This window comes from Bacillus sp. ES1-5 (genome assembly GCF_022487605.1).
Lineage (GTDB): Bacteria > Bacillota > Bacilli > Bacillales > Bacillaceae_G > Bacillus_A > Bacillus_A wiedmannii.
Window position 1 is genome coordinate 1725239 of the sequence record NZ_JAKVPU010000001.1, and the last position, 22547, is coordinate 1747785.

At 36.4% G+C, this 22547-nt stretch carries 17 protein-coding genes and 1 pseudogene; 5 read left to right on the top strand and 13 right to left on the bottom strand.

Annotated features, from left to right (window positions below; translation table 11 throughout):
• Positions 1-9: 9 nt before the first annotated feature.
• Genes MKO96_RS08895 through MKO96_RS08905 form a run of 3 tightly spaced genes read right to left on the bottom strand, consistent with a single transcriptional unit; the run spans position 10 to position 1516 of the window.
• Entirely contained in the window at positions 10-309 is a 300-nt protein-coding gene (locus tag MKO96_RS08895) for a hypothetical protein (RefSeq protein WP_097949528.1), read from the bottom strand.
• A gap of 31 nt (positions 310-340) precedes the next feature.
• Positions 341-637, bottom strand: a complete 297-nt coding sequence (locus MKO96_RS08900; RefSeq protein WP_240587270.1) for a hypothetical protein — start codon at positions 635-637, stop codon at positions 341-343.
• Between the two features lie 24 nt (positions 638-661).
• Positions 662-1516 carry a CPBP family intramembrane glutamic endopeptidase gene (locus MKO96_RS08905; RefSeq protein ID WP_240587271.1) on the bottom strand — a complete coding sequence of 285 codons (855 nt, stop codon included), beginning with the start codon at positions 1514-1516 and terminating at the stop codon, positions 662-664.
• A gap of 134 nt (positions 1517-1650) precedes the next feature.
• Between MKO96_RS08905 and MKO96_RS08910 the strand changes: the two genes are divergently transcribed.
• Both MKO96_RS08910 and MKO96_RS08915 read left to right on the top strand, forming a co-directional pair.
• Positions 1651-2355, top strand: a complete 705-nt coding sequence (locus MKO96_RS08910) for a response regulator transcription factor (protein ID WP_000283856.1) — start codon at positions 1651-1653, stop codon at positions 2353-2355.
• 9 nt (positions 2356-2364) lie between these two features.
• Complete coding sequence (locus MKO96_RS08915) at positions 2365-4107, top strand: sensor histidine kinase (RefSeq protein ID WP_240587272.1); 1743 nt, start codon at positions 2365-2367, stop codon at positions 4105-4107.
• 148 nt (positions 4108-4255) lie between these two features.
• Here the strand turns inward: MKO96_RS08915 and MKO96_RS08920 are convergent, their stop codons facing one another.
• Complete coding sequence (locus tag MKO96_RS08920; RefSeq protein WP_240587273.1) at positions 4256-5158, bottom strand: AraC family transcriptional regulator; 903 nt, start codon at positions 5156-5158, stop codon at positions 4256-4258.
• 137 nt (positions 5159-5295) lie between these two features.
• Here MKO96_RS08920 and MKO96_RS08925 point away from each other — a divergent pair, with 137 nt between their 5' ends.
• Positions 5296-5781 (top strand): RNA polymerase sigma factor, encoded by a 486-nt coding sequence (locus MKO96_RS08925; protein WP_240587274.1) that lies wholly within the window; start codon positions 5296-5298, stop codon positions 5779-5781.
• Positions 5782-5786: 5 nt separating this feature from the next.
• On the top strand, positions 5787-6911 hold the full coding sequence (locus MKO96_RS08930) for an anti-sigma factor (RefSeq protein WP_240587275.1): 1125 nt from the start codon (positions 5787-5789) through the stop codon (positions 6909-6911).
• Positions 6912-6945: 34 nt separating this feature from the next.
• On the opposite strand, the gene MKO96_RS08935 is transcribed toward MKO96_RS08930, so the two are convergent.
• Both MKO96_RS08935 and MKO96_RS08940 read right to left on the bottom strand, forming a co-directional pair.
• On the bottom strand, positions 6946-7923 hold the full coding sequence (locus MKO96_RS08935) for an HD domain-containing protein (RefSeq protein ID WP_240587276.1): 978 nt from the start codon (positions 7921-7923) through the stop codon (positions 6946-6948).
• 133 nt (positions 7924-8056) lie between these two features.
• Positions 8057-9163 carry a metallophosphoesterase gene (locus tag MKO96_RS08940; protein WP_240587277.1) on the bottom strand — a complete coding sequence of 369 codons (1107 nt, stop codon included), beginning with the start codon at positions 9161-9163 and terminating at the stop codon, positions 8057-8059.
• A 314-nt stretch (positions 9164-9477) separates the two neighbouring features.
• On the opposite strand from MKO96_RS08940, the gene cytK2 reads away from it, so the two are divergent.
• Positions 9478-10488, top strand: coding sequence for a beta-channel forming cytolysin CytK2 (gene cytK2, locus MKO96_RS08945; protein ID WP_240587278.1), 1011 nt, complete (start codon positions 9478-9480; stop codon positions 10486-10488).
• Positions 10489-10583: 95 nt separating this feature from the next.
• On the opposite strand, the pseudogene MKO96_RS29580 reads toward cytK2, so the two are convergent.
• The 7 genes and pseudogenes from MKO96_RS29580 to MKO96_RS08975 form a co-directional block, all read right to left on the bottom strand.
• Positions 10584-10772: pseudogene (locus tag MKO96_RS29580) on the bottom strand (RHS repeat domain-containing protein); the annotation flags it as partial.
• Between the two features lie 198 nt (positions 10773-10970).
• Complete coding sequence (locus tag MKO96_RS08950) at positions 10971-11333, bottom strand: hypothetical protein (RefSeq protein ID WP_061659203.1); 363 nt, start codon at positions 11331-11333, stop codon at positions 10971-10973.
• A gap of 16 nt (positions 11334-11349) precedes the next feature.
• Positions 11350-18009 (bottom strand): DNRLRE domain-containing protein, encoded by a 6660-nt coding sequence (locus MKO96_RS08955; RefSeq protein ID WP_240587279.1) that lies wholly within the window; start codon positions 18007-18009, stop codon positions 11350-11352.
• A 516-nt stretch (positions 18010-18525) separates the two neighbouring features.
• The gene (locus MKO96_RS08960; RefSeq protein WP_240587280.1) at positions 18526-19599 is read right to left on the bottom strand and encodes a sulfate/molybdate ABC transporter ATP-binding protein; all 1074 of its coding nucleotides are present in this window, start codon (positions 19597-19599) and stop codon (positions 18526-18528) included.
• Between the two features lie 11 nt (positions 19600-19610).
• Positions 19611-20468, bottom strand: a complete 858-nt coding sequence (gene cysW / locus MKO96_RS08965; RefSeq protein ID WP_240587281.1) for a sulfate ABC transporter permease subunit CysW — start codon at positions 20466-20468, stop codon at positions 19611-19613.
• An 11-nt stretch (positions 20469-20479) separates the two neighbouring features.
• On the bottom strand, positions 20480-21307 hold the full coding sequence (gene cysT, locus MKO96_RS08970) for a sulfate ABC transporter permease subunit CysT (RefSeq protein WP_240587282.1): 828 nt from the start codon (positions 21305-21307) through the stop codon (positions 20480-20482).
• A 34-nt stretch (positions 21308-21341) separates the two neighbouring features.
• Positions 21342-22397, bottom strand: coding sequence for a sulfate ABC transporter substrate-binding protein (locus MKO96_RS08975; RefSeq protein WP_240587283.1), 1056 nt, complete (start codon positions 22395-22397; stop codon positions 21342-21344).
• Positions 22398-22547 lie beyond the last annotated feature (150 nt).

Consider the following 22547-nt stretch of genomic DNA (forward strand, 5'->3'; position numbering starts at 1 on the left):
CGGGTCCCCTTACGGAAGTACATCCACTAATAAACTAAAATCTTGTAAAGAAAAAGAACTATATTTCATAATACCTTGTACAGCTAAAAGTAAAATAAGACCGGTCACACACATATAATTAACGCTTTCTTCACTCTTTTTTTCAGCAACTACTCCGCCGCTTATACATAATATCCCTAGCAAATGAAGTGCTAAATACATGAAGAAATAAGCTTCCTCCCAGCGAAGAATAACATTGACTGTCGTTATCAGCACAATACTAAGCAAAATCAAATAAAAAAACTTATTTGATGATATTGTTTCATTCATATAATTTTATACATCCCTTTCAAATTTAGAATTAATGATGTTTCAAAGCTATAAAGTAAATGATTGTTTTCATACTATAAAACAAAAGGAAAGCCACTATTACTTTCTCGAATACTTTATGAACCCACATATACTTCTCTTCATTTCTTCTGAAGATGCGCTTCATCATTTCTTCTACAATTAAACCAAATATTAATAAAACCCCTAACACAATAAGAAGAGAAATAATATTTTCTTTTAAATGAGTACTAGAAAATAAGTAATACTCTGGAAACACAATCGTATCTACTACAGGTTGCACCCAATGACAAACGCTTTTATCACACATATCTGTAAGAGACGTAGCATCTATTTATTTATCTCCCACTACATCTGAAAAACTCTTTTCTTGCTCTACATATATAGCTGGCATTTCTTTACTCCAATATTTGCGGTTAACAAATAAAAAGATGAGTACTAAGTTTAATCCTGTTATAAAAATAATAAGCCCTGGAAAGAACGTCGTATAATTTGAGAAATCTGCAAAACTCATTATCTCTTCTTTATTTATTAGAAAAGAAGCACCGATTACAAATGCATTGTTTAACATGTGAATAGCAATTGGCATGAGTAAGCTATTCGTACGAATATATACGATTGATAGTACAACGCTAAATACAACTGCACCTAGGAAATCAACGTGTAACAACGCAAACAACATCGCTACTACAATGATCGCTACACTCGTTCCCCACTTTGCTGCAAAGCGTTGCAATAAAAACCCCCGAAAAACAAATTCACCAATAATTGGTGCGATGAATACGACCATAATAACTTGATATACATGTCCCCCTGTGCTATCTATAATCGGTTCACGTAATGCGTTCATAATAAATTCCGGTGTAATCCATGCAAAGCTATACATGTACAAAATAAGATATCCATAACTAAACACGCATAACATAATCGCAATGTATAAAACTTGCACCAGGTTAAATGTTTCATTTTTATTAACAAATAATGAAAAGGAAACACGGTGTTTTCTATATTCATAAAAAATCCATGTAATCGGAAGGATATAGAATATAAGAATATTTATAAAAGTAGAATTTTGCATATGAAATGTATTTTCTATCAATTCATTACTGACTCTTGCAACTAAAGTTAATAGTGCAAATACAATTAAAAAATATCTAGCTCGCATCGTTTGAAACGGATTCACACTCATCTCCTCCCCTATGTTCTTTTATCATATCATTTGATTCTTAATTTTTTGCGAAAGAAAACCTTAAAATTTCCTTAAAAATTCCATAAATTATAGAAAGATGATATGATATTCGAGGAAATTAGGAGGGATTTTTTATGTACCAAGCAAATATTTTGCTCGTTGATGATGAAACAGCAATTTTACAATTACTAACTACCATTCTTGAAAAAGAAGGTTTTTCTCATATTACAACTGCAACATCCGCTGAAATAGCTTTATCTCTCACCGCGCAAAACGATTACGATTTAATTATTTTAGATGTCATGCTTCCTGGACAATCTGGTTTTGATATTTGTCCAATCATTCGCGAAAAAACAGATTGCCCTATCTTCTTCCTCACAGCCAAAACATCTGATTTAGATAAAATATCTGGATTTTCACACGGTGCAGATGATTATATTACGAAGCCATTTAATCCACTTGAAGTAGTCGCTCGTATGAAAGCACAACTCCGAAGACATATAAAACAAGCAGTACCACACGAACAAAAAGCAAACTTCAGTTCATTTGGTAGATTTGAAATTGATCGATATTCCGCAGAACTTACAGTAAATGGACATGTTGTCGAATGTTCCGCCCAGCTATTTCAGCTATTACTCTTCTTTTGCGAGAATCCGAACTACGTATTTTCGAAAGAAGAAATATACGAAAAAGTTTGGGGAGCACCTGCCTACAATGGCGATGACAATACCGTTATGGTCCACATTCGAAAACTACGTGAAAAAATTGAACAAGACCCAAGTAAACCAGAATATATAAAAACTGTTCGCGGACTTGGCTATAAGTTCATTACAAAGTAGGGTGACGATATGAATTTTAATAAACGACTTATTATCCAGTTTATTCTGCAACACGTATTTGTTTTAGTTACATTACTGCTTGCTGTAGTAGCTGCTTTCACTTATTTAATTTTCCTTGTTACTAGTACTTCATACGAACCGAATATTCCAGATGCTGATAATTTTATGATTGCAAGATATATCTCTTCAGAAGATGGCGATATTTCGTTAAAAGCTGAAGTAAAAGACTTAATTAAAGAAAAAAATGATTGGATTCAAGTTGTAGAGGACAATGGAAAAGTTCTCTATCACTTTAATACGCCGAGTGACGTACCGACATCTTATACGAAAACATCTTTATTCTCGTATATACAGAATCATATAGAAAGCCCTTATACATTTACATATTGGGAAATTGAACTAGAAGAAAAGAACGTACTTGTTATATACGGCGGTATGTTAAAAAGCAATGTATTACTGAAAACAATACAGAAAGAGCACCCCTCTGTATCTACGGATTCGTTCATATTAACAGAAGAAGAAAAACAGTTACTTTCTAAAGAAAAAGCAGCACTTCAAATCTTTAATAGTGATGGCGAAGAAGTATTCTCCTATCCAGATGGAAAGAAAAAAACGTTTTCTGTCATACAAGCTGCTCTTAGCGAAAAGGAACCGTGGAATCATAAAGAAAACACGTCTAGCTTTTATGACACAAATAGCAATAATCTTCTTGTTGTAACTGCCAAAAATGAGTACTACTACCCAGATGATGAAATAGACGATGTATTTACTAAAAAGTTTCTAATCGGATGCGGATTAATCCTTCTTATCGTATTTGTTTATTTAGTCATTCTTTCTATTTGGTACGGTAATAAATTTGGAAAACCGTTACTCCATGCGATGCGCTGGCTTAAAAACATCGCTGGTGGAAAGTACGAAGAACCTGTTAGTAAAAAAGGGAAACCTGTCAGGTTCCGGCGATCTGGTAAAGAAAAATGGTCATTCCGCTTATTTAGTGATGTGACAAATTCACTAGAGCATCTTTCTATTACACTCAAAAAAAATGATGCGATGAGGCAAGTACTGCAGCAAACACGTGAAGAATGGATTACTGGTCTCACACATGATTTAAAAACGCCACTTAGCTCTATATATGGCTACGCATTATTACTAGAATCACAGCAGTACAACTGGACTGATCGCGACATTCAACAATTCGGCAGCGTTATGAAAGAGAAATCTCAATATATGACGACATTAATCGATGACTTAAGCTTAACGTATCAATTAAAAAATAACAGTCTTCCTGCGCAGCATGTAAACATTGAAATGAATCAATTCGTCCAAAAAGTATTATTACAATTCATTAATAATCCGACACTTCAAAATCAAAATATTGAATTCGTACCAAGCTCAAATAAAATTCAATATTTCATTGAAGAAAAATGGTTCCAGCGTATTATCGAAAACTTACTCGTAAACGCTGTAAAACATAATAATGAAACGACAAATGTGAGCGTAAAACTTTCCCAAAACGCTACTTCATTTACACTCTCTATTTCAGATAACGGAAAAGGAATGGATGACAAAACGAAAGAGCTTCTATTTGAGCGATATTACAGAGGAACGAATACAGAAGAAAGCAACATCGGAACGGGGCTTGGCCTCGCCATTACGAAACAGCTCGTTCATGCTCATAATGGAACGATTTCTATCGATAGCGAACTTGGAAAAGGAACGACGATTATACTTGTGTTCCCATTTCATTCGTAGAAAAGACGCTAAGTGGCGTCTTTTCTTTTGGCGGAGTTCAGCAGTACATGAAATTATATTAGCGATTTTCAAGATATATCGACTTATCGACAAATATCGCAACCTATATGAAAAAAGCGAACCACGCAGTGGCTCGCTTTTCTTTCTATTACTTCTTCTTCACCGGTATCCAAAGTTCAATTTGAGCGAACTCACTTTTATCTGCATGGGAACGCTCATCGTATAGCTCAAACTCATTAACGCCGCAATGTTCGTACCCTGAATGCGGGAACCATTCTGAGAACACAGCATTCCACGTTTGATGAATAGACGATACCATTTCTTCATGAGGAACTTTCGGTGTTGTAAATACAGCATATGTCGCTGCTGGGAAAGTACGCTTCGCAACTTCATTTGGTACATTTTCAAAACCTGTAACTTCCATTCCAATTATATAAGTGAAGTCCCCTGTTTCTAAATTAAAATCAGTACATAATCCAAGCTCTACCCATTGGCTCGTATCTTTACGATTCGGAATTGTCGTTCCAAGATCTTTCTGTAAATATTCTTGCCAAAATGCTGGGATGTCTTGATGGTTTTTCCCTTCTTTACTTGTCGTCTTCAGTTCATAACCCGCCACTAAAAATTCTGGTTTATTTACAATACGATATTCCATTTGTATGCCTCCTAAATATGGATTTAATTTTCTTTGCTTTACATTCACGCTATAATACATCGGTGTTTCAATGTCTTGTTTTCGATATTCACTCGGTGTCATTTGAAATAATTTTTTAAAGGCTCTCGTGAACGTTTCATGAGATTGAAAGCCATGCTCAAACGCAATATCAATAACTTTTTCATCCGTATGAGAAAGTTGATAAGCTGCCCGGGCTAACCTCCTCTTTCGAACATACTCCATTACTGTATCACCTACTAACGCCTGAAATACACGATGAAAATGCGACTCAGAAAAACCTGCAATACGTGCTAAATTACGCAACGTCTGTTTTTCCATGACATCTTCTTCAATATAATTAATTGACCTTTGAATTTGTGTTTCATAGCTTTCCATCTCTGTTCACCCGCCTTATATGTATTATGATAAAAGAGAATCCTATCCAATTCTTGACGTTTTTTACTATAATTCCATAAAACATTGTAACTTTTTTATATGTATTTCGTTGTTATGTATGAAGGGAGGGAAATGTAGTGAAACGCAAACAATCATTAGAAGAAATTTACTCCGAGCATATGCAAGATTTATTTCGCTATCTTCTCTCCCTAACCGGAGATTCCCACTACGCGGAAGATCTCATGCAAGAAACATTTTATCGAATGCTCGTCCATATTGACTATTATAAAGGAGAAGAAATTAGGCCGTGGTTATTTACGATTGCCTACAACGCCTTTATCGATTGGTATCGAAAAGAAAAAAGATATAAAACAACGACAGTTGAAGAATTCCATTTACCAAACGTACCAAGTACAGAGCACTCTTATTTCGTAAAACATGAGATTGCTAGTTGGTTAGACAGTTTATCTTCTCTTCCCCTTGAAAGACGAAATGTGTTACTACTACGAGATTACTACGGATTCTCGTATAAGGAAATAGCAGAAATGACCGGTCTCTCACTAGCGAAAGTAAAAATTGAATTACACAGGGGACGAAAAGAGACGAAAAGCATAAAGGAGTGATAGGGATGGGTTGTACAAAGTTTAAAAAACTATGGGAGAAGTACGAAAACGGAACGCTCACGCATGATGAACAAAAGCAGTTAGAAAGTCATATTGAGACATGTGAAGAATGTGAAGCACATTTAGATGAATTGCTTGCGAAGAGTGAACCCGTAAAGAAAAAATTACCGCCAAAAGATCTTAAAGTTCCTTTTTGGAGAATTAAGTGGAAACATCGGTTACAAACGTTTGGTTTTATATTATCCATTTGCATCGTTATATATATAATCGGCGGGGTATTATCAGCCTTTTATTTTCAAGCTAATAATGATAAAAGGCTAGAAGAAATTAGAGAAGTTCCTTCGCTTGCACTTGAGGCAACTATCCCAAATAGCCGTGTTATGGGGGGCGGAACAAGTGTAGAAGCTTTTTTCCGTACGAACAGCAGCTTCGATTTAGTAAGAACCGTCGGTAAAAAAGTAATGCCACTCGGTACAGTAGAAACAAAAAGCTTCTTATCATCTGTAGATGTCACGAAACAAACTTGGATGAATCCGTTCTATCAACCAAAACTCTTCTTTGTTCATCCCAAAACAAAGCAGGGTGATTATTTAAAGGATTCCTCAAAAAAAGTATGGGATACACTTGCAAAAGTACATGATGGAACCGTTGCAGAAATAGCAATTTCTTTTGATAAAACTTACACTTTAAAAGAATTAGAGCCGCTTTTATATAGCATATTCGAAGCACAAGAACTCCCTCCAACTCCTGTATGGTACGCTTTAGATACAGGACAAGAAAGAAAAAATGTAGATGACTATATCTTACATGGCGGAGAAGCTATAGGATTTCCAGAACATGTAAGATTTCTAGACAGTAACGCAGACAAGTACAAAACGCCAGAAGATCAAGTAATCGAAATGATGCGCGTCCTTTCTATCCATAAAAAAACGGTAAGCAAAATAGCAGCACTTCCTGAGAAAGAACTAAACTTAGATAAACGTTATAAATATGTAAAAGATAACGGCGTAAAAGTATACGGCATTGTCATTACTGGGCCGTCGAAAGAGTTATTAAAATTACAAAACTCTCCGCACGTACGTTATGCGACTCTTGGAGATATTGAGGTTTGGAATTGGTTTGATTATTAATGAGAAAAGGAGAGCAAAGTGATGCTCTCCTTTTTTAATCCGAAATCACTTTCACATACATCCCTCTCACCGCTTTTTCATAAGCGATCCCACTCATCTGTTTTATTTTTTCCGATACAACAGACGATCGAAAAACCTCGCCTTCACGAAGTACTGGCGGATTAATAAGACGGACTTTATTTTTCTGATACAAATCATAATCGTTTCTATCTTCTTTTACTTTTACATTCGGATGAACTTTGCTTAATAAAGCATGCACTTCTGGATCACTACATTGCTTCAATTTCGAAATTAGCTCATCATCTTCAAGAAGAAAATCATCTGCATGAATAACCCTTTTATGCAGAACTAACTTTAACGTTTTCGCTAACATATCATTTCCGTAAATATTCATTGGCTTCATAAAGAAATCGATTACTTCTTTGTAATACGTTTCTGTAAACCACTCAGCCATTTCGATACTTTGAAGAACCATTTTCCCATCTACAGCGATGACATCCTCTAAAAAACTGTGAACTTCTTCTAAAGAAATATACCCATATGTATACATATCTCGTAACGTATAATCCACTCTGTCTGCACATAATTCTGGTGCTGATCTTTCCAGTAACGTCCACTTCGAATCATCTAACAAAATATCTTCATAGTTATAACCATACTTCGCAAGGATAGCTGGAATGTCTGAGTTTTTCACGACAGAACTAAATATCTCTTCATGATAACTTTCATCCTCATTATCAAAAACGTAATCAATCACGTGGGAAAAAGCAGTATGCGATACATCATGCAGTAAACCTGCAATTTGTTCCTCCACTGAACCACCGAGTTTCTTAATTAACAACATAACGCCAACAGAATGATCAAAGCGCGTTACATTCCATTTCTCATTTATTAAGTAGCTTGCGCCATTTTGATGAATACCTTTTAGTCTTTGCACAGACTTACTTAAGATCAACTCTTCTGCTACTTGATCCACTTCACATTCTCCGTATATTACATCTGTTATAACCACTTATAATCCCCCTTTATCTCATCCAAGTCTTATAATCGTACCTCTTTTATGAAATTAGCACCAACAGAGATATTTATTGTTATTTGTTTTTATTGAAAAAAATAGAGAGCCATCAGCTCTCTATTTTATAATCCTATTCAAACGTAACTTCCACCTGCACAATCTCCGACCTACTTCCAAGTCTAAGAGGTGGTCCCCAAAATCCGAAACCAGAAGAAACAATCGCGTGGAATGCACCTTTTTGTGCGTATCCCCAGTCTAGTTCGTACATTCTTCTCGTTACAATATGATTCGGTGCCATTTGTCCGCGGTGCGTGTGACCAGATAATAATAAGTCTACACCTGCCGCTACTGCTTGTTTTAATTCAAATGGTTGATGGTCCATTGCGATAACAGGCATGGATTTATTTACCGTACTCATTAAACTTTCAAAACTTTGGCGATCTCGCTCTGTTTTATCTCTTCTTCCAACAAGATAGAAGTCATCTTCAATTGTGATCACTTCATCTAACAGAATACGAATATCGATTTTATCCATCTCTTGTAAAAATTCTGGAACCGCTCGTCCATAATATTCGTGGTTTCCTAACACACCATATACGCCTAATGGCGCTTTCATTTGTTTCATAATTGGTCCCATATTTTTTTGAATGAACACACCTGGATGATCATCGATAATATCACCTGGCAGTAAAATAATATCAGGCTCCATCTCATTTACATGACGGACAAGTCTTTTTAAATGCGAAACGCCAGATAATTTACCGAAATGCATATCCGAAGCCATCGCAATGCGTAAGCTTTTACGTCCCTCTACTTTTTTCGGTATGTGCACCTCGTATTTTCTTACTACCGGGCTATATGCGTTGAATACTCCATACGCAAAGATAAAGATAAATGCAGCTAACACAGCCGTGCCTGTCCAAATAATTGCCGCTTCTTTCTCCACTGAAAACTGTAGAAGAAAGACCGTAATATTTGCTAGCGGCAATAACATAAGCGCATATTGTATGACCGCAAACCAAATTGAACCTATCGTTCGTAGAAATGGCAAGAACTTAAACACTTGCACGAGAATGTACGCATACGAAATAAATCCGACTACGAAAGCGTAATATCCCCAAGACTCCCAGCCAAATACCGCATGAAGCCAAACCCAGCCGTTCCAGCCTATGTAAAGCATAAGTAGTGTGTATATAATTAATATCGTAAATATATTGAGATAACGAAGATTCTTCACAACTAACCTCCTTATTGATTTCTTCTATTATAACTTGTTATGCACTTATAGCGTAAATATTAAGCACAGCAATCTTCACAATAAAAACCTCTAACTGTTTAGTGATGTTGCGTTTGTTGCGACGCAGGTTGGGGAGTTTATGAAGAGGAATATATAAACAATACAGCGTCGATTCCCTTGAGAAGGATTCATAAAATTTCACTATCCAAAACTCACCTATGCAATTATGCATAACCATCCCTTCCGTTTTATTTTCATGTTACGATATAAACGAAATACGACATATATCGACAAAAATAAAAGGAAGTGATTGCATGAAACGTTCTAAAACATATTTAAAATGTTTAGCATTATCCGCTGCTTTTACTAGTAGCGCTTTAGCACTTTCAACACCTGCTACTTACGCTCAAACGACGTCACAAGTTGTAACAGATATCGGGCAAAATGCAAAAACACATACGAGCTATAATACATTTAATAATGATCAAGCTGACAATATGACAATGTCTTTAAAGGTAACTTTTATCGATGATCCAAGCGCTGATAAACAGATTGCCGTTATTAATACAACTGGTAGTTTCCTAAAAGCAAATCCTACTATAAGTAGTGCGCCTATTGATAACTACCCAATCCCTGGCGCTAGTGCAACATTACGCTATCCTTCACAATATGATATTGCATTTAACCTTCAAGATAACAGCGCCCGTTTCTTTAACGTAGCACCTACAAACGCTGTAGAAGAAACGACTGTAACCTCTAGCGTATCTTATCAACTTGGCGGTTCTGTTAAAGCTTCTGCAACGCCAAATGGCCCTAGTGCTGAAGCGGGTGCAACTGGTCAAGTAACTTGGTCTGACTCTGTAAGCTATAAACAAACCAGTTATAAAACAAACTTAATTGACCAAACAAATAAAAACGTAAAGTGGAACGTATTCTTTAACGGATATAACAATCAAAACTGGGGTATTTACACACGTGATTCCTACCATTCTTTATACGGAAACCAACTGTTCATGCACTCTCGCACATACCTATATGAATCCGATGCAAAAGGTAATTTAATACCGATGGATCAACTTCCAGCGCTAACAAATAGTGGTTTCTCTCCTGGTATGATTGCTGTTGTGATCTCTGAAAAAAATACAGACCAATCTAACTTACAAGTCGCTTATACAAAACACGCCGACGACTACCAACTTCGTCCAGGCTACACATTCGGAACTGCAAACTGGGTTGGAAACAACGTAAAAGATGTTTATCAAAAAACATTTAATAAATCGTTTACACTAGATTGGAAGAATAAAAAATTAGTAGAGAAAAAATAGATAAAGAAAACCGAATCGCCATTTAGATGGTGGTTCGGTTTTTATTTAAATAACAAAATCCATTCGTTCTTTTCATGTTATGGAAAAGGTCTTTTTATGTGCCTAATTCCCTGTTCTTTGTAATAAACGAATCCTATTATATATTCTTCATATAATGGTATAATATTTATTAAAATACCTTTCGTATCACTTTTCAAAACATTACCCATGCATCTTCATACGTTGCTACAACTTCTCTATTTTGATCTGTCACCACGAGGGTTATAGTGATAATATAACGTTTCTTCTTATGATTTTATAATCATAAGAAAATTAATGTATACCAAAAGAGAGAAGAGCCTATATTCGCTCTTCCTTCTCCAAATTATTTCTCTATTTATTTCTTATCCTCTTCTACATCATATAGTAACTTTTCATGTACTTCATTCATACACACATTTCACAAATGAATCTTTCTAACCACTAATTTTTCTGGTGATATATTAATAGCCTTTAAAAGCAAACTGAATATAAATGTAAGTACCAACACCATAAATAACAAAAGCAACTATAGTGATTAGCCAATTTTCACGAGTTTTTTGTACATACTTTGAGCATACCCAAATAAGAAGTAAAATAATTAATTGAATTGCAGTCACTTTTGAGATAGCAATTATAGTAGTTTCCGTAACAAATATTACCCATGCCCCAAACAACATACGGATACTAAAAATAATTGTCCCAATACGTGTTTCAGTATATTGTTTATTTATATTTATAAAAAATATATCTTGTAACATAACAGTTAATGTTAATACAGCTACTAAAGCCAAGATAGAAGCAAATTCTAAAATTTCTATAAGCACTTTTAGTCTCCCTTCATTAACGTCTTCTCACTGCATTCGAAATCTTCATAAGTTTCGCTGTCGTTGAATTTTTAAATGCTTTTTTCCTTTGTTTTTTCGCCCTTTTCATTCCGTCAAGTCTAGCACCTGGGTTCCTTTTAATCTGTTTTATAGGATTCTTCTTAAAACGCTCGTAATTGGATTTTAATTGTCTAACTACTGGCTTATATCCTTTTTGAACCACTCTTTTTCCAACATTTAAGTGAGAAAGATATCCAAATGTTCGTCCTATCCCACCAAATAATACACCTTTAGCTGCTCCATATCCCGCTGCTTTAAGTCCACCCTTCCACGTATAACCTTTATTTCTATTTTTATACAGATACTTTCCTACTTCCCAAGCAGCCCCACCTAATGCACCAGTTATCCACCAAGCTACATGCCCATCAGGATCCGTCATCATCACTGGATTATTATCTGCATACGTATACCCATTCATTGTAACCGGATCATCTTCATCACCTGGATCAGGATCCGCCGATAAGAACACCCCATGCTCCGGATTATAGTACCTCGCAATCAAGTAATACATACCAATTTCTTTATCATACATGTATCCCGCATATCCAAATGGATTGTCTGCTGCGATACCTTTTGCGTCACTCTTTAATACATTACCCCATGCATCGTATTCATACGTTGCTACAACTTCTCTATTTTGGTTTGTCATCGCAACTACATCACCACGTGGGTTATAGTGATAGTATAACGTTTGTCCATTCGATTTCATAGCCAAACGTAAGCCGTCTACAGAGTATACATATTGACGAAGTACAGTTCCACTAACATCCGTCTCATATAGCGGGTTAATGCTATCTCCATCATAGAAATATCGTGTTACTTGACCATTTACACTCTTTTCAATACGACGATTATTTTCATCGTATTTATACGTTGCGAATGCATTGCTCTCACCTTGTTTTGTGATGGCTACAATTTGGTCATCTTCATTCCATGTATACTTGTACTTTCCATCTGATGTACGATTTCCATTCGCATCATACGTTAACGATACGTTTCCGAATTTTACAAGCTGATTTCCTTCATTGAATGTTGCCGCTATAGACTTTGTTTCTTTTCCATTCTCTACAACTTTCACACTTGTACGATTTCCAAATCCATCGTATGTGTAAGATTTACTTGTTCCATTTGGTAGTGCTTCATTTAATAATTGGTTAATCGGGTCATATACAAAGTTTGTTTCTGTTACTTTTCCGCCCGCACCTTCATGCTTGATCTTCGTACGGTTACCCGCTTGGTCATATTCATATCGTTCAGATAGGAGAATACTGTTCGATGTACCTACTACTAAATCTTTAATTTTGTTCGCCTGGTCATAGTTGAAGGTAGAACCTGAACCATTACCAGCTGTATACGTACGAACATTTCCTTGATCATCATAATCAAATCGATACGTTTGCGAACCGTCTGTCACACGTATGTTTTGATCTAACGTGTTGTAGTCATACGATACTTTATTTGTGTATCCGCCTTGTGTTACTGTTTGTTCTTTTAATTTCTCTGTCTTACTGTTTGCTTTGTCGTGATATGTCCAGTCAACTTTTCCGCCTCGGCTATCCGTCGCACTCGTGACACGGTCAGCCTTATCGTATGTTTTTGTACGTTCTACACCATTGACATGGTCTTTTACTTTCGTAACTTGTCCATTTTGATCACGTTCAAATGTAAATGAATCTTTTCCGTTGCGCTTTTCACCAACGACACGATCTGCTGTATCATATACAGATTCTAAAATAGAACCATTTGGCATTTTTGTTTTAATTTTGTTTGCATTTTCATCGTACGTATGTTCAATACGACGATTTAACGCATCGATATACACTGTATTTTTATTATCTACATCATATTCATATTTGTGTGTTTGTGTTTTCCCACCAAACATGACAGATTTCTCTGTTGTATTTCCATTATGATCATAACGATAATTTACAGAGGTACCATTTTTCAAAGTAACCTTCATTAATAGATTATCTTTGTTATAATCATATAGTTTTGTATTTCCTTTTTCATCTGTTTCGCTCTTTTTATTTCCTGATGCATCGTATGTGAATGTATTCTTCTGTCCATCTTCATCATACATCGCAATAACATTTCCGTCGTTGTCGTACTCGTTTTTAATAAGAGCGTTTCCTTCTAGTAAACGAACATCATCAAACCATACTTTTCCTTTGTTATTCTTTCTAAAGAGAAGGAATATTTCAATCTTTTGGATTGGTTTCGTTGCTGGAATAACAGCTGCACTACGGTTCCAATCATTTGTCCCACTTGGGAAACTCGTATAATAATTTACTACAGTTCCATCTTGATAGTAGGTTTCAGCTAAAACTGCATAATCTTTGGAAAGTTTATCTGGTGCGTCATTGACTACATTTTCAGATTTAGACATCGCAGTAAGTGTTACTGTTTCTGCCTTTTTCTGGTTTAAAATGACACGATTACGGTATCCAATATCATTTGGGCCATATTCACTTCTCTCCATTACAATAGACGAGTGGCCTGTGAAACTATCATCAGATACATCGTTACGTTCACAATGTTGAGAACAACTTCTTACCCACTGTGGCACAAATCCATCTGGCAAGTTTTCTTCAAAACTACTATTTAGAACTGGATTAAAACTTGAAGAAACTTCTCCTTTTTCCAATTGTATTTTATCAAACCATGCCGAACCGCTCGTGGCAGAACCGCCATTTTCTACTTGTAAATAGATTTTTACTTTTCTCGTTTGCTCTGTTGTTTTAAAGGTAACTTGACGATTTACCCAATCACTCGTTCCTTGAATTTTATTATGACGAGTATCATACCAACCACCATCTATACCAGCACCGTTTTCATTTAATGACTGTATATTGAAGAAAGCAGCACCATTGACTAAATCCGTTTTCACCATACCACTTAATGTATACGTTGTATTTGGTTCTAACGTTACTTCTTGAATTGCGGCAATATAGCCCCAATCATTATTCGTTGCTTGCGTTGTAATTTTGAGTGATGATTCCCCGCCCAGACCACCTGGTGCTGGTGTTGCATCTTTTGAGATAGATCCGCTATTATTCGTATCCACTTTCACCCATTTTTCCGTACCATTCATTTCAAAACTCGGATTTTGAATTAAGTTTCCTCCGGCACTTAATTCTTTACTTGTTTCAATCGGATTACCGTATTGATCATGGTGAATAACAGAAGATGTATTTGCTCCTTGGTCTGTTTGAGATACTTCTGTATTTGCTCCTTTATAAGCAACAGTTGTTTTACGATCTTCATTATCTGTCGATTTTATAATTCCATTATCTTTATTGTACTCAAATTTCTCTGTTCCCATTTCATCAGTAACAGAAGTTACATTCCCATTACCATCATAGGTCGCTGTTTCTGTTTGATTTTTAGGAGTGGTTGTTTTTACTAGATTGTTTGCATTATATTCATACGATGTCGTTAAATTCAGACGTCCCACATCTTCAACTGTTTTCACTGGATTTCCAGCATCGTTATACGTATAAACAGTTTTACGACCTTTAGGATTCGTTAACGTAACTTCTTTCGCATTTGTATTATATGCTAATGTCGTAACTTTCCCTAATGGGTCCGTTACTTTTACTAATCTATTATTCTCGTATGCATACGATGTTTTATATGGTTTTGCATCTGTATGTTGTGGGTCATAAATAGACGTTAACAATCCATTATCATACCCGTATTTATATACTTTTCCTTCTGGTGTTGTAGAAGAAACTAATAAATCTCCATCGTACTTAAATGTAAGCGTCTTGTTATCTGGACCGATTACTCTTGCGGCTTTTTTATTATTCCCATCATATTGTACGACTAACTCTTTGCCAGAAGCGTTTTTCACTTTTGATAAACGCGATTCATTGTCATACTCATACGTTGTCGTATTTCCGTATTTATCTTTTGTATACTCAATACGTCCTTGTGCATCTCCAGATTTATAGAAAGTAACCGTTTGGTCTTTATCTTTTATTTCATATCCGCCTGATACTTGCTTAATCTCTAAATATATACCAGTAGGAGCTTGATACGTATTATCTCCTGTTCTAGTAAAAGTAATATTTGCACCATCGGCAGAAATTAAAAGTAAGTTTCCATTTCCATCGGCCCAAATTCTTTCCTCTAATCCACTCGACCAACCCGTACCAAATAAGCCTACCTTTTTACTTAGGCTATTGTACGTTCTTTCTACTGATACATCCGGCCCGCGCCCTGATAACGTAATATCTTTCTCACTCATGATAAAGTTACCATTTGTAGCATTTACTTTACCATTTAACACAGGAATTGATGCCCAGTAATCGAACATCCCTATAAATCCAGAATCTTGGGAGAATCTTGGTACAAACTCATGCGAAATTTCACTTTCAGCATGTCCAGTTTTACTATATGCCGTTACACGGAACCAATAGTTTTTCGCACCTGCATAAATTCCACCAGAATTTTTATACACGGGTGATGGATCTACTGCTAATTCTGTTCCTTTTTTATCATGATGTAGTAAATATTGGCCTTTCGCTATTTCATCTTTTGTTGGCCAAATTTTCTCATTTTGTGTTGTCCAATTTGTTTTATTTCCTACATCGAACGCTTCGTAATCTTTTCCGTTATAAATCCAAACCTTATACCCTGCTGCTTCTGGTACTGCATCCCATTTCAATGTTACATAACCATTTGTTTGATCAGTTGCATTGATATACGCTGAGCCATCTGGCTTTTTCACTTGTTCCAATGGAATATAAACAATTGCTTCATCAGAAAGTGGACTATCCTCACCAGTTGGGTAGGTGGCTATAATACGAACCCAATATCCACGTGCACTACTATAATCTCCATACGGACTTTTATCTAAAAATGCATTTTTATAAATTGGACCGGGATTGACTGGTGCTTCTGCACCTTTTCCATCATCATGCACCCAATAACGGCCTTGTGCAATCTCTTCTGGCGTTGGGAATATTTTTTTATCTTTTGTTGTCCAATTTGTTACATTCCCAACTTCGATTTCTTCATATTCATGTCCATTAAATATTGCTACTTTATAGCCGTTCGCTCCTGGTACTGCATCCCATTGTACATTGAAGTGGCCGGAACTACTACCACTACCATTTGAATAAGTTTGTACTCTTGGTTTATTCGGTTTTGCATATGAATATTTTACTTCTAAGTACGGTGCATTTGCTCCGTTTTCAGCTGCAATGAATTTCTTCCAATGGTTTTGCCCATTTCCGTTTGCATGTAGCTTAAAGCCGTTATTTTGTTTTGTGCCTTCTACCCATGCTTTTACTGTATTTGTTACGTTAAATTTTGCCCATTGTCCTCTTGTTACATCGGCATGCGCAATATTTGCAGAGTTCGGTTTATTATTCCAGTTCACTCCGCCAACATTCCAGGCACCTGTTACTTCGTCTAACCAAACACCATTTGGTTGATTCGTATAATAATGCCAAATGGTATGTGCATTGAATGTTGCACTTTCAATGTTTGCCCCTTTAAAATTCGAAACGTCTGGTTTAATAAATGCAAAGTTTGTCCCAGATGCGCCATCATAATATCCGACTTTTAATGTATAAGCATTTTGACCAGCGTCCCAAAGCTTTCCTCCTGAATAGTTTACAGTTGGATATGCGCTTGAAGCATAAGCATTTTCAAAGTTACCTAATTCCACCGAAGGATCTACATATACCGGGTATTTCCGTTCCGGTGCTTGTAACCACTGTGGATCAGCTGTAACAGTTAATGTATATGTTTTTTCATCTGTCTTCTCAATATTGTAACGAACCGCATCTGACGTTACAGCCTCACCTGATTGTTGATCCACATTCGAATCATTCATATACGGTTTTGGTAATGTGAAGACTTTTTCTTTTTTCTCATTTTGGAAGTCGATAGAACCATCTTCCTGTATAGTTGGTGTTAAATCTGTTTCTAATGCAAACGTAAAAATGTGATGTCCTGTATATTCACGTAATACAAAATCTTCTTTTACATTTTCGTTAAACGTCGTACTCTTTAAATCAATATTTGGAAAAATCCCTTTATACCATACTGTATTCTTTTCATGTGTTGCAGTGACTGGTGACGGCTTCAATTCACCTTTCTCACCATTTGCACTTATTATTTTATACTGAATGTTATGATTTTTCACTTTAAATTGAACGTACTTTCCATCTTGTGTTGCTTTCTCAAATTCTGGTTCTAATTTTGTATTTTCCGTTACAATTTTTTCATTTGGTGCTTCTACTAATTTCGGTGAAACTTCCTCTAACTTGCCATCTTTCTCAATATGAATCGGTTCCGTATATACCTTTTTCGTATACGTACCATCATTATTATCGAAAACTTTCTCTGTTTCCGTTCTTTCTTCTACAATCTCAGTCGGATTTGCCTGTGCTTTAGCTTTAGCCTTATCCTTCTTTAACTGATCTGGATGTGGAGCTGGTAACTCCTTTTCCTCTTTCTTTTCTGTTTCTGGACTTTGTTCTGAATTTGGAGATGGTGTAAACGGTGGTGCCGTTTCTGCCAATCCATTCAGTGGTACGGAGGTAACGATTAATGCAACTACGATAAGTTGGATTAAGTACCTATACCATTTCTTTGCTTCCATAAACTCACCTCGCTGAAATATTTTTAACATATATAATGTTACATATCATAATGTAAACAAATGAAAGAGTGAAGTAAATGTAGTTTTAAAGTTTTGAAGATTTTGTGCACAAAATCCGACAATTTAACAACAATTTTACAAATGTTATTACAGATAACTGTTTTTATTATATATTTAAAGATTAACAATAATTGTATCTATTATTGTTTGCTAGGGACATAATATGAACATTATTCAACTAACCTTTTATTTTCACTTTCAATTTTGTTCTAGCATTCAATGAAGCTAATACACTTAACTTCATATTCCTGGTATAAATGTGCCTCCCTTAACTGTAATACCTTTATTTATAGAAGGTAATAAGAATATATTCCTTAATAACTGCTAAAACACGACAGCCCTCTCCTTGTTATATTTCATATGAGAAAAGGTTGTCACTACAAATAAAGGAGGAAGCCTCCCAAAATATATTTTAGGAGGCTTCCTCTTATTAATAGATTGCTGATTTTAACTCTCTTAAATAACAAAATCCTCCGGAATGAACACCTTCACTTCTTTCGGCTGTACGTATACAACATCACCCGCTTGAATGCTTAGCTGTTTGAACTGTTCTTTACTAATTTCTGCTTCTAAGTACTCCTCTGTTCCGTCTCGCTTTAATTCTACATATACGACAGGTCCAACTGCGTGAGAGTATGATACTTTTGCAGGGATTGCATCTACGCTTTGTTTCGTACGAGAGATGGATAAGTGATGCGGCCTTACGTAAGCTACTCCGTCTACGTTTGAAACGTGCTTATGCTCTGGTGCTTCTAGTTCCACCGATCCTACATTCAGCTTACCTTTATGGACGCGGCCGTGAAATAAATTTACATTTCCTAAAAAGTCATATACGAACGGGCTTGCTGGGTTTTCATATACTTCTTCCGGTGTTCCCATTTGTTCAATGCGGCCTTCATTCATGACAACGATGCGGTCCGCAACGTCTAGTGCTTCTTCTTGATCATGTGTTACGAATACGCTCGTAATTTGAAATTCGTCATGTAGTTTCCGGAGCCATCTTCGTAATTCTTTTCTCACTTTTGCATCAAGTGCACCGAACGGCTCATCAAGTAATAAAATTTTCGGTTCAACTGCAAGTGCCCGTGCTAGTGCGATACGCTGTCGTTGTCCGCCAGATAGTTGCGCTGGATAACGTTTGGCGAAACCACCCATTTTTACTAGTTTCAATAGTTCTGTTACTTTTTCTTCTATCACTTCTGCTGACGGTCTTAAGCTTTTTTTTCTCACCGTTAAGCCGAAAGCGACATTTTCAAATACATTCATATGTTTAAAGAGCGCATAATGCTGGAAGACGAAGCCGACTTGCCGATTTTTCACATGAATGCTCGTTAAGTCTTCCCCATCAAATGATATAGATCCGTCATCTGCTTCTTCTAATCCGGCAATAATTCGTAATAACGTCGTTTTCCCAGAACCTGACGGGCCTAATAAGGCGACAAGTTCGCCTTTTGGAATATCCAAATGAATGTCTGTTAGCGCCTGAAATGTACCATATTGTTTTGATACATTTTGAATTTGAATACTCACCATAATCACCCCTATTGTCGTTTTTCCATTCTCCATTCAATCCAGTTTTTTATAACGAGCGTAAGAACAGCGATGAGTGACATTAAAGTCGCCACAGCGAACGCTGCTGAAAATTGATACTCATTGTACAAAATTTCAATGTGAAGCGGCATCGTATTCGTAACGCCGCGTACGTGACCTGATACAACAGAAACTGCTCCGAACTCACCGATAGCACGGGCATTACATAGGATCATCCCGTATAAAAGGCCCCATTTTATATTAGGAAGTGTAACGCGCCAAAACATTTTCCAGCCGCTTGCGCCAAGTGATAGAGCTGCCTCTTCTTCACTTTTCCCTTGCGCTTGCATAATCGGAATTAGTTCACGTGCAACGAAAGGAAATGTTACAAAAATCGTTGCGATAATAATGCCTGGGACAGAGAAAATGAGTTTGATCCCATGCTCGAGTAACCATCCGCCAAGAGCAGCCCTCGGTGTGAAAAGTAAAACGAATACTAGTCCTGCGATAACTGGTGACACAGCAAATGGCAATTCAATAAGAGAAAGCAATATTTGTTTTCCTTTAAACTGAAATTTGGTAATAAGCCATGCAGCCGCTATCCCGAATATCGTATTAAGCGGTACGACGATACATGCAACGAGAAGCGTTAACCGAATTGCCGAAAATGCTTCTTGATCTATTACGGCTGCAACGTATACATCAACCCCTCGTTCAAAAGCCTTTAGAAAAATCGTGATGAGCGGCAGTAATAGAAAGAGAGATAAAAATAAAACTGTAATCGTAATAAATACAATTGGTACAAACTTAGATTCTTTTTTAGTTGATTTACTTTTTACTATTTTCTTTTCTAGTAATGTTGGTTCCATATTCTCCCCTCCTATTCGCTTTTCAGTTCATGCCTTCTACTCCAGCTTTGAATCATATTGATAAGAAGAAGGAAAAGGAGAGAAACAATAAGCATTACAGTCGCTACAGCTGTTGCGCCCGCATAATCATATTGTTCTAGTTTTGTCATAATCATCAGTGGTGCAATTTCTGTTTTCATCGGCATATTCCCTGCGATGAAAACGACAGATCCGTATTCTCCTAATGCCCGTGCAAATGCGAGTGAAAAACCCGCCAGAAGAGCGGGAAAGATTTCTGGTAAAATGATTTTCACAAATATTTGAAAGCGTGATGCCCCTAAACTCGAGGCCGCTTCTTCTATTTCTTTATCAATATTTTGAAGTACCGGTTGCACCATTCGAACGACAAATGGTAAACCGATAAAAGTAAGCGCAACGATTATTCCAAGTTGTGTGAATGCTACTTTTATATGAAACACACTTAATATTTTTCCAATCCAGCCATTTTCCGCATATAAAGTGGTAAGTGTAATACCAGCTACAGCTGTAGGCAGAGCAAACGGTAAATCAATGAGTCCATCTAATAGTCGTTTCCCTGGAAATGTGTAGCGAACGAGTACCCAAGCGATTAATAAACCGAAAATGGCATTTACAACGGCCGCTGCAAATGAAGTTGTCAAGCTCACTTGATAGGAATGTAACACACGCTCGTTCGTTATAACTCCAGCAAACTTCTTCCAACCTAACTGTGAAGTTTGAATAAATACGATAGAAAGTGGTATAAGTACGAATAAACTCATATACAGCATTGTAAACCCAAGAGATAATCCAAACCCTGGTAAAACACGTTTCTTTCTCATCTTCTTTCACCTCATCCCCCTTTAGCAGCGCCCATTATTTTTGATACATTTTATCGAATACGCCGCCGTCATTAAAGTGTTTTTCCTGCGCCTTTTTCCAACCACCAAATAGTTCATCTACTGTAAATAATTGAATCTTCGGAAATTTAGATGCGTATTTTTCTGCTACTTTTTCATTACGAGGACGATAAAAGTTTTTCGCCGCAATTTCCTGCCCTTTTTCTGAGTACAAATATTCTAGATATCCTTCTGCTACTTTTTTCGTTCCTTTTTTATCAACGACTTTATCTACAACCGCTACTGGTGGTTCTGCAAGTACACTAATAGACGGTGTTACAATTTCAAATTTGTCTTTTCCAAGTTCCTTTTGTGATAACAACGCTTCATTTTCCCACGCGATTAATACGTCTCCAATTCCTTTTTCAACAAATGTTGTCGTTGCTCCACGCGCTCCTGAATCAAGTACTTCCACGTTTTTATAAATTTGGCCAACAAATTCTTTCGCCTTATCTTCACTATTATTATATTTTTTCAGTGCGTATCCCCACGCCGCTAAATAGTTCCAACGTGCTCCGCCTGATGTTTTCGGATTTGGCGTAATGACAGACACACCTTTTTTCGTTAAATCATCCCAGTCTTTAATTCCTTTCGGGTTGCCCTTTCGCACTAGAAATACAATTGTTGATGTGTACGGAGTTGAATTATCCGCAAATCGCTTCTGCCAGTCTTCTGCTAACTGTTTCTTCTTGCTAATCGCATCAATATCATAAGCAAGTGCTAGCGTAACAACATCTGCTTCTAAACCATCAATAACAGAACGCGCCTGACTTCCAGATCCTCCGTGTGATTGTTTTACATTTACCGTTTGCCCATTTTTCTCTTTCCAATACTTCGCAAATTCTTTATTGAAGTCTTGATATAATTCCCTAGTTGGATCATACGAAACATTTAAAAGCTCAACTGTTTTTTTATCTCCACTTCCTTCAGAATTATTAGTGGATGTTGCCGAACCACATCCTGATAAAAGCACAACTGCTGATAATAAAATACCTGTACTTTTCATAAACGCTGTCTTACCCCACTTTTTCATTGTTAAGCCCCCTTAGTTTATACAATAGAAAAAGGCACACAATCTATTCACAAAAGTGAACATTGTGCGCCTTCAGTTTATCTGATTAGCTTCTAATGTATTTTATTCTATTCGATTTCTTTTCATTTTAATTCCGTAATTCATATGTGT

Excerpts from the sequence above, each read along its gene's own strand:
- cysW (WP_240587281.1), bottom strand. The coding sequence starts at position 20,468 with ATGGAACCAACATTACTAGAAAAGAAAATAGTAAAAAGTAAATCAACT.
- MKO96_RS08955 (WP_240587279.1), bottom strand. The coding sequence starts at position 18,009 with ATGGAAGCAAAGAAATGGTATAGGTACTTAATCCAACTTATCGTAGTT.
- MKO96_RS08910 (WP_000283856.1), top strand. The coding sequence starts at position 1,651 with ATGTACCAAGCAAATATTTTGCTCGTTGATGATGAAACAGCAATTTTA.
- MKO96_RS08930 (WP_240587275.1), top strand. The coding sequence starts at position 5,787 with ATGGGTTGTACAAAGTTTAAAAAACTATGGGAGAAGTACGAAAACGGA.
- MKO96_RS08895 (WP_097949528.1), bottom strand. The coding sequence starts at position 309 with ATGAATGAAACAATATCATCAAATAAGTTTTTTTATTTGATTTTGCTT.
- cysT (WP_240587282.1), bottom strand. The coding sequence starts at position 21,307 with ATGAGAAAGAAACGTGTTTTACCAGGGTTTGGATTATCTCTTGGGTTT.
- MKO96_RS08905 (WP_240587271.1), bottom strand. The coding sequence starts at position 1,516 with ATGAGTGTGAATCCGTTTCAAACGATGCGAGCTAGATATTTTTTAATT.
- MKO96_RS08975 (WP_240587283.1), bottom strand. The coding sequence starts at position 22,397 with ATGAAAAAGTGGGGTAAGACAGCGTTTATGAAAAGTACAGGTATTTTA.
- MKO96_RS08900 (WP_240587270.1), bottom strand. The coding sequence starts at position 637 with ATGTGTGATAAAAGCGTTTGTCATTGGGTGCAACCTGTAGTAGATACG.
- MKO96_RS08915 (WP_240587272.1), top strand. The coding sequence starts at position 2,365 with ATGAATTTTAATAAACGACTTATTATCCAGTTTATTCTGCAACACGTA.
- MKO96_RS08920 (WP_240587273.1), bottom strand. The coding sequence starts at position 5,158 with ATGGAAAGCTATGAAACACAAATTCAAAGGTCAATTAATTATATTGAA.
- cytK2 (WP_240587278.1), top strand. The coding sequence starts at position 9,478 with ATGAAACGTTCTAAAACATATTTAAAATGTTTAGCATTATCCGCTGCT.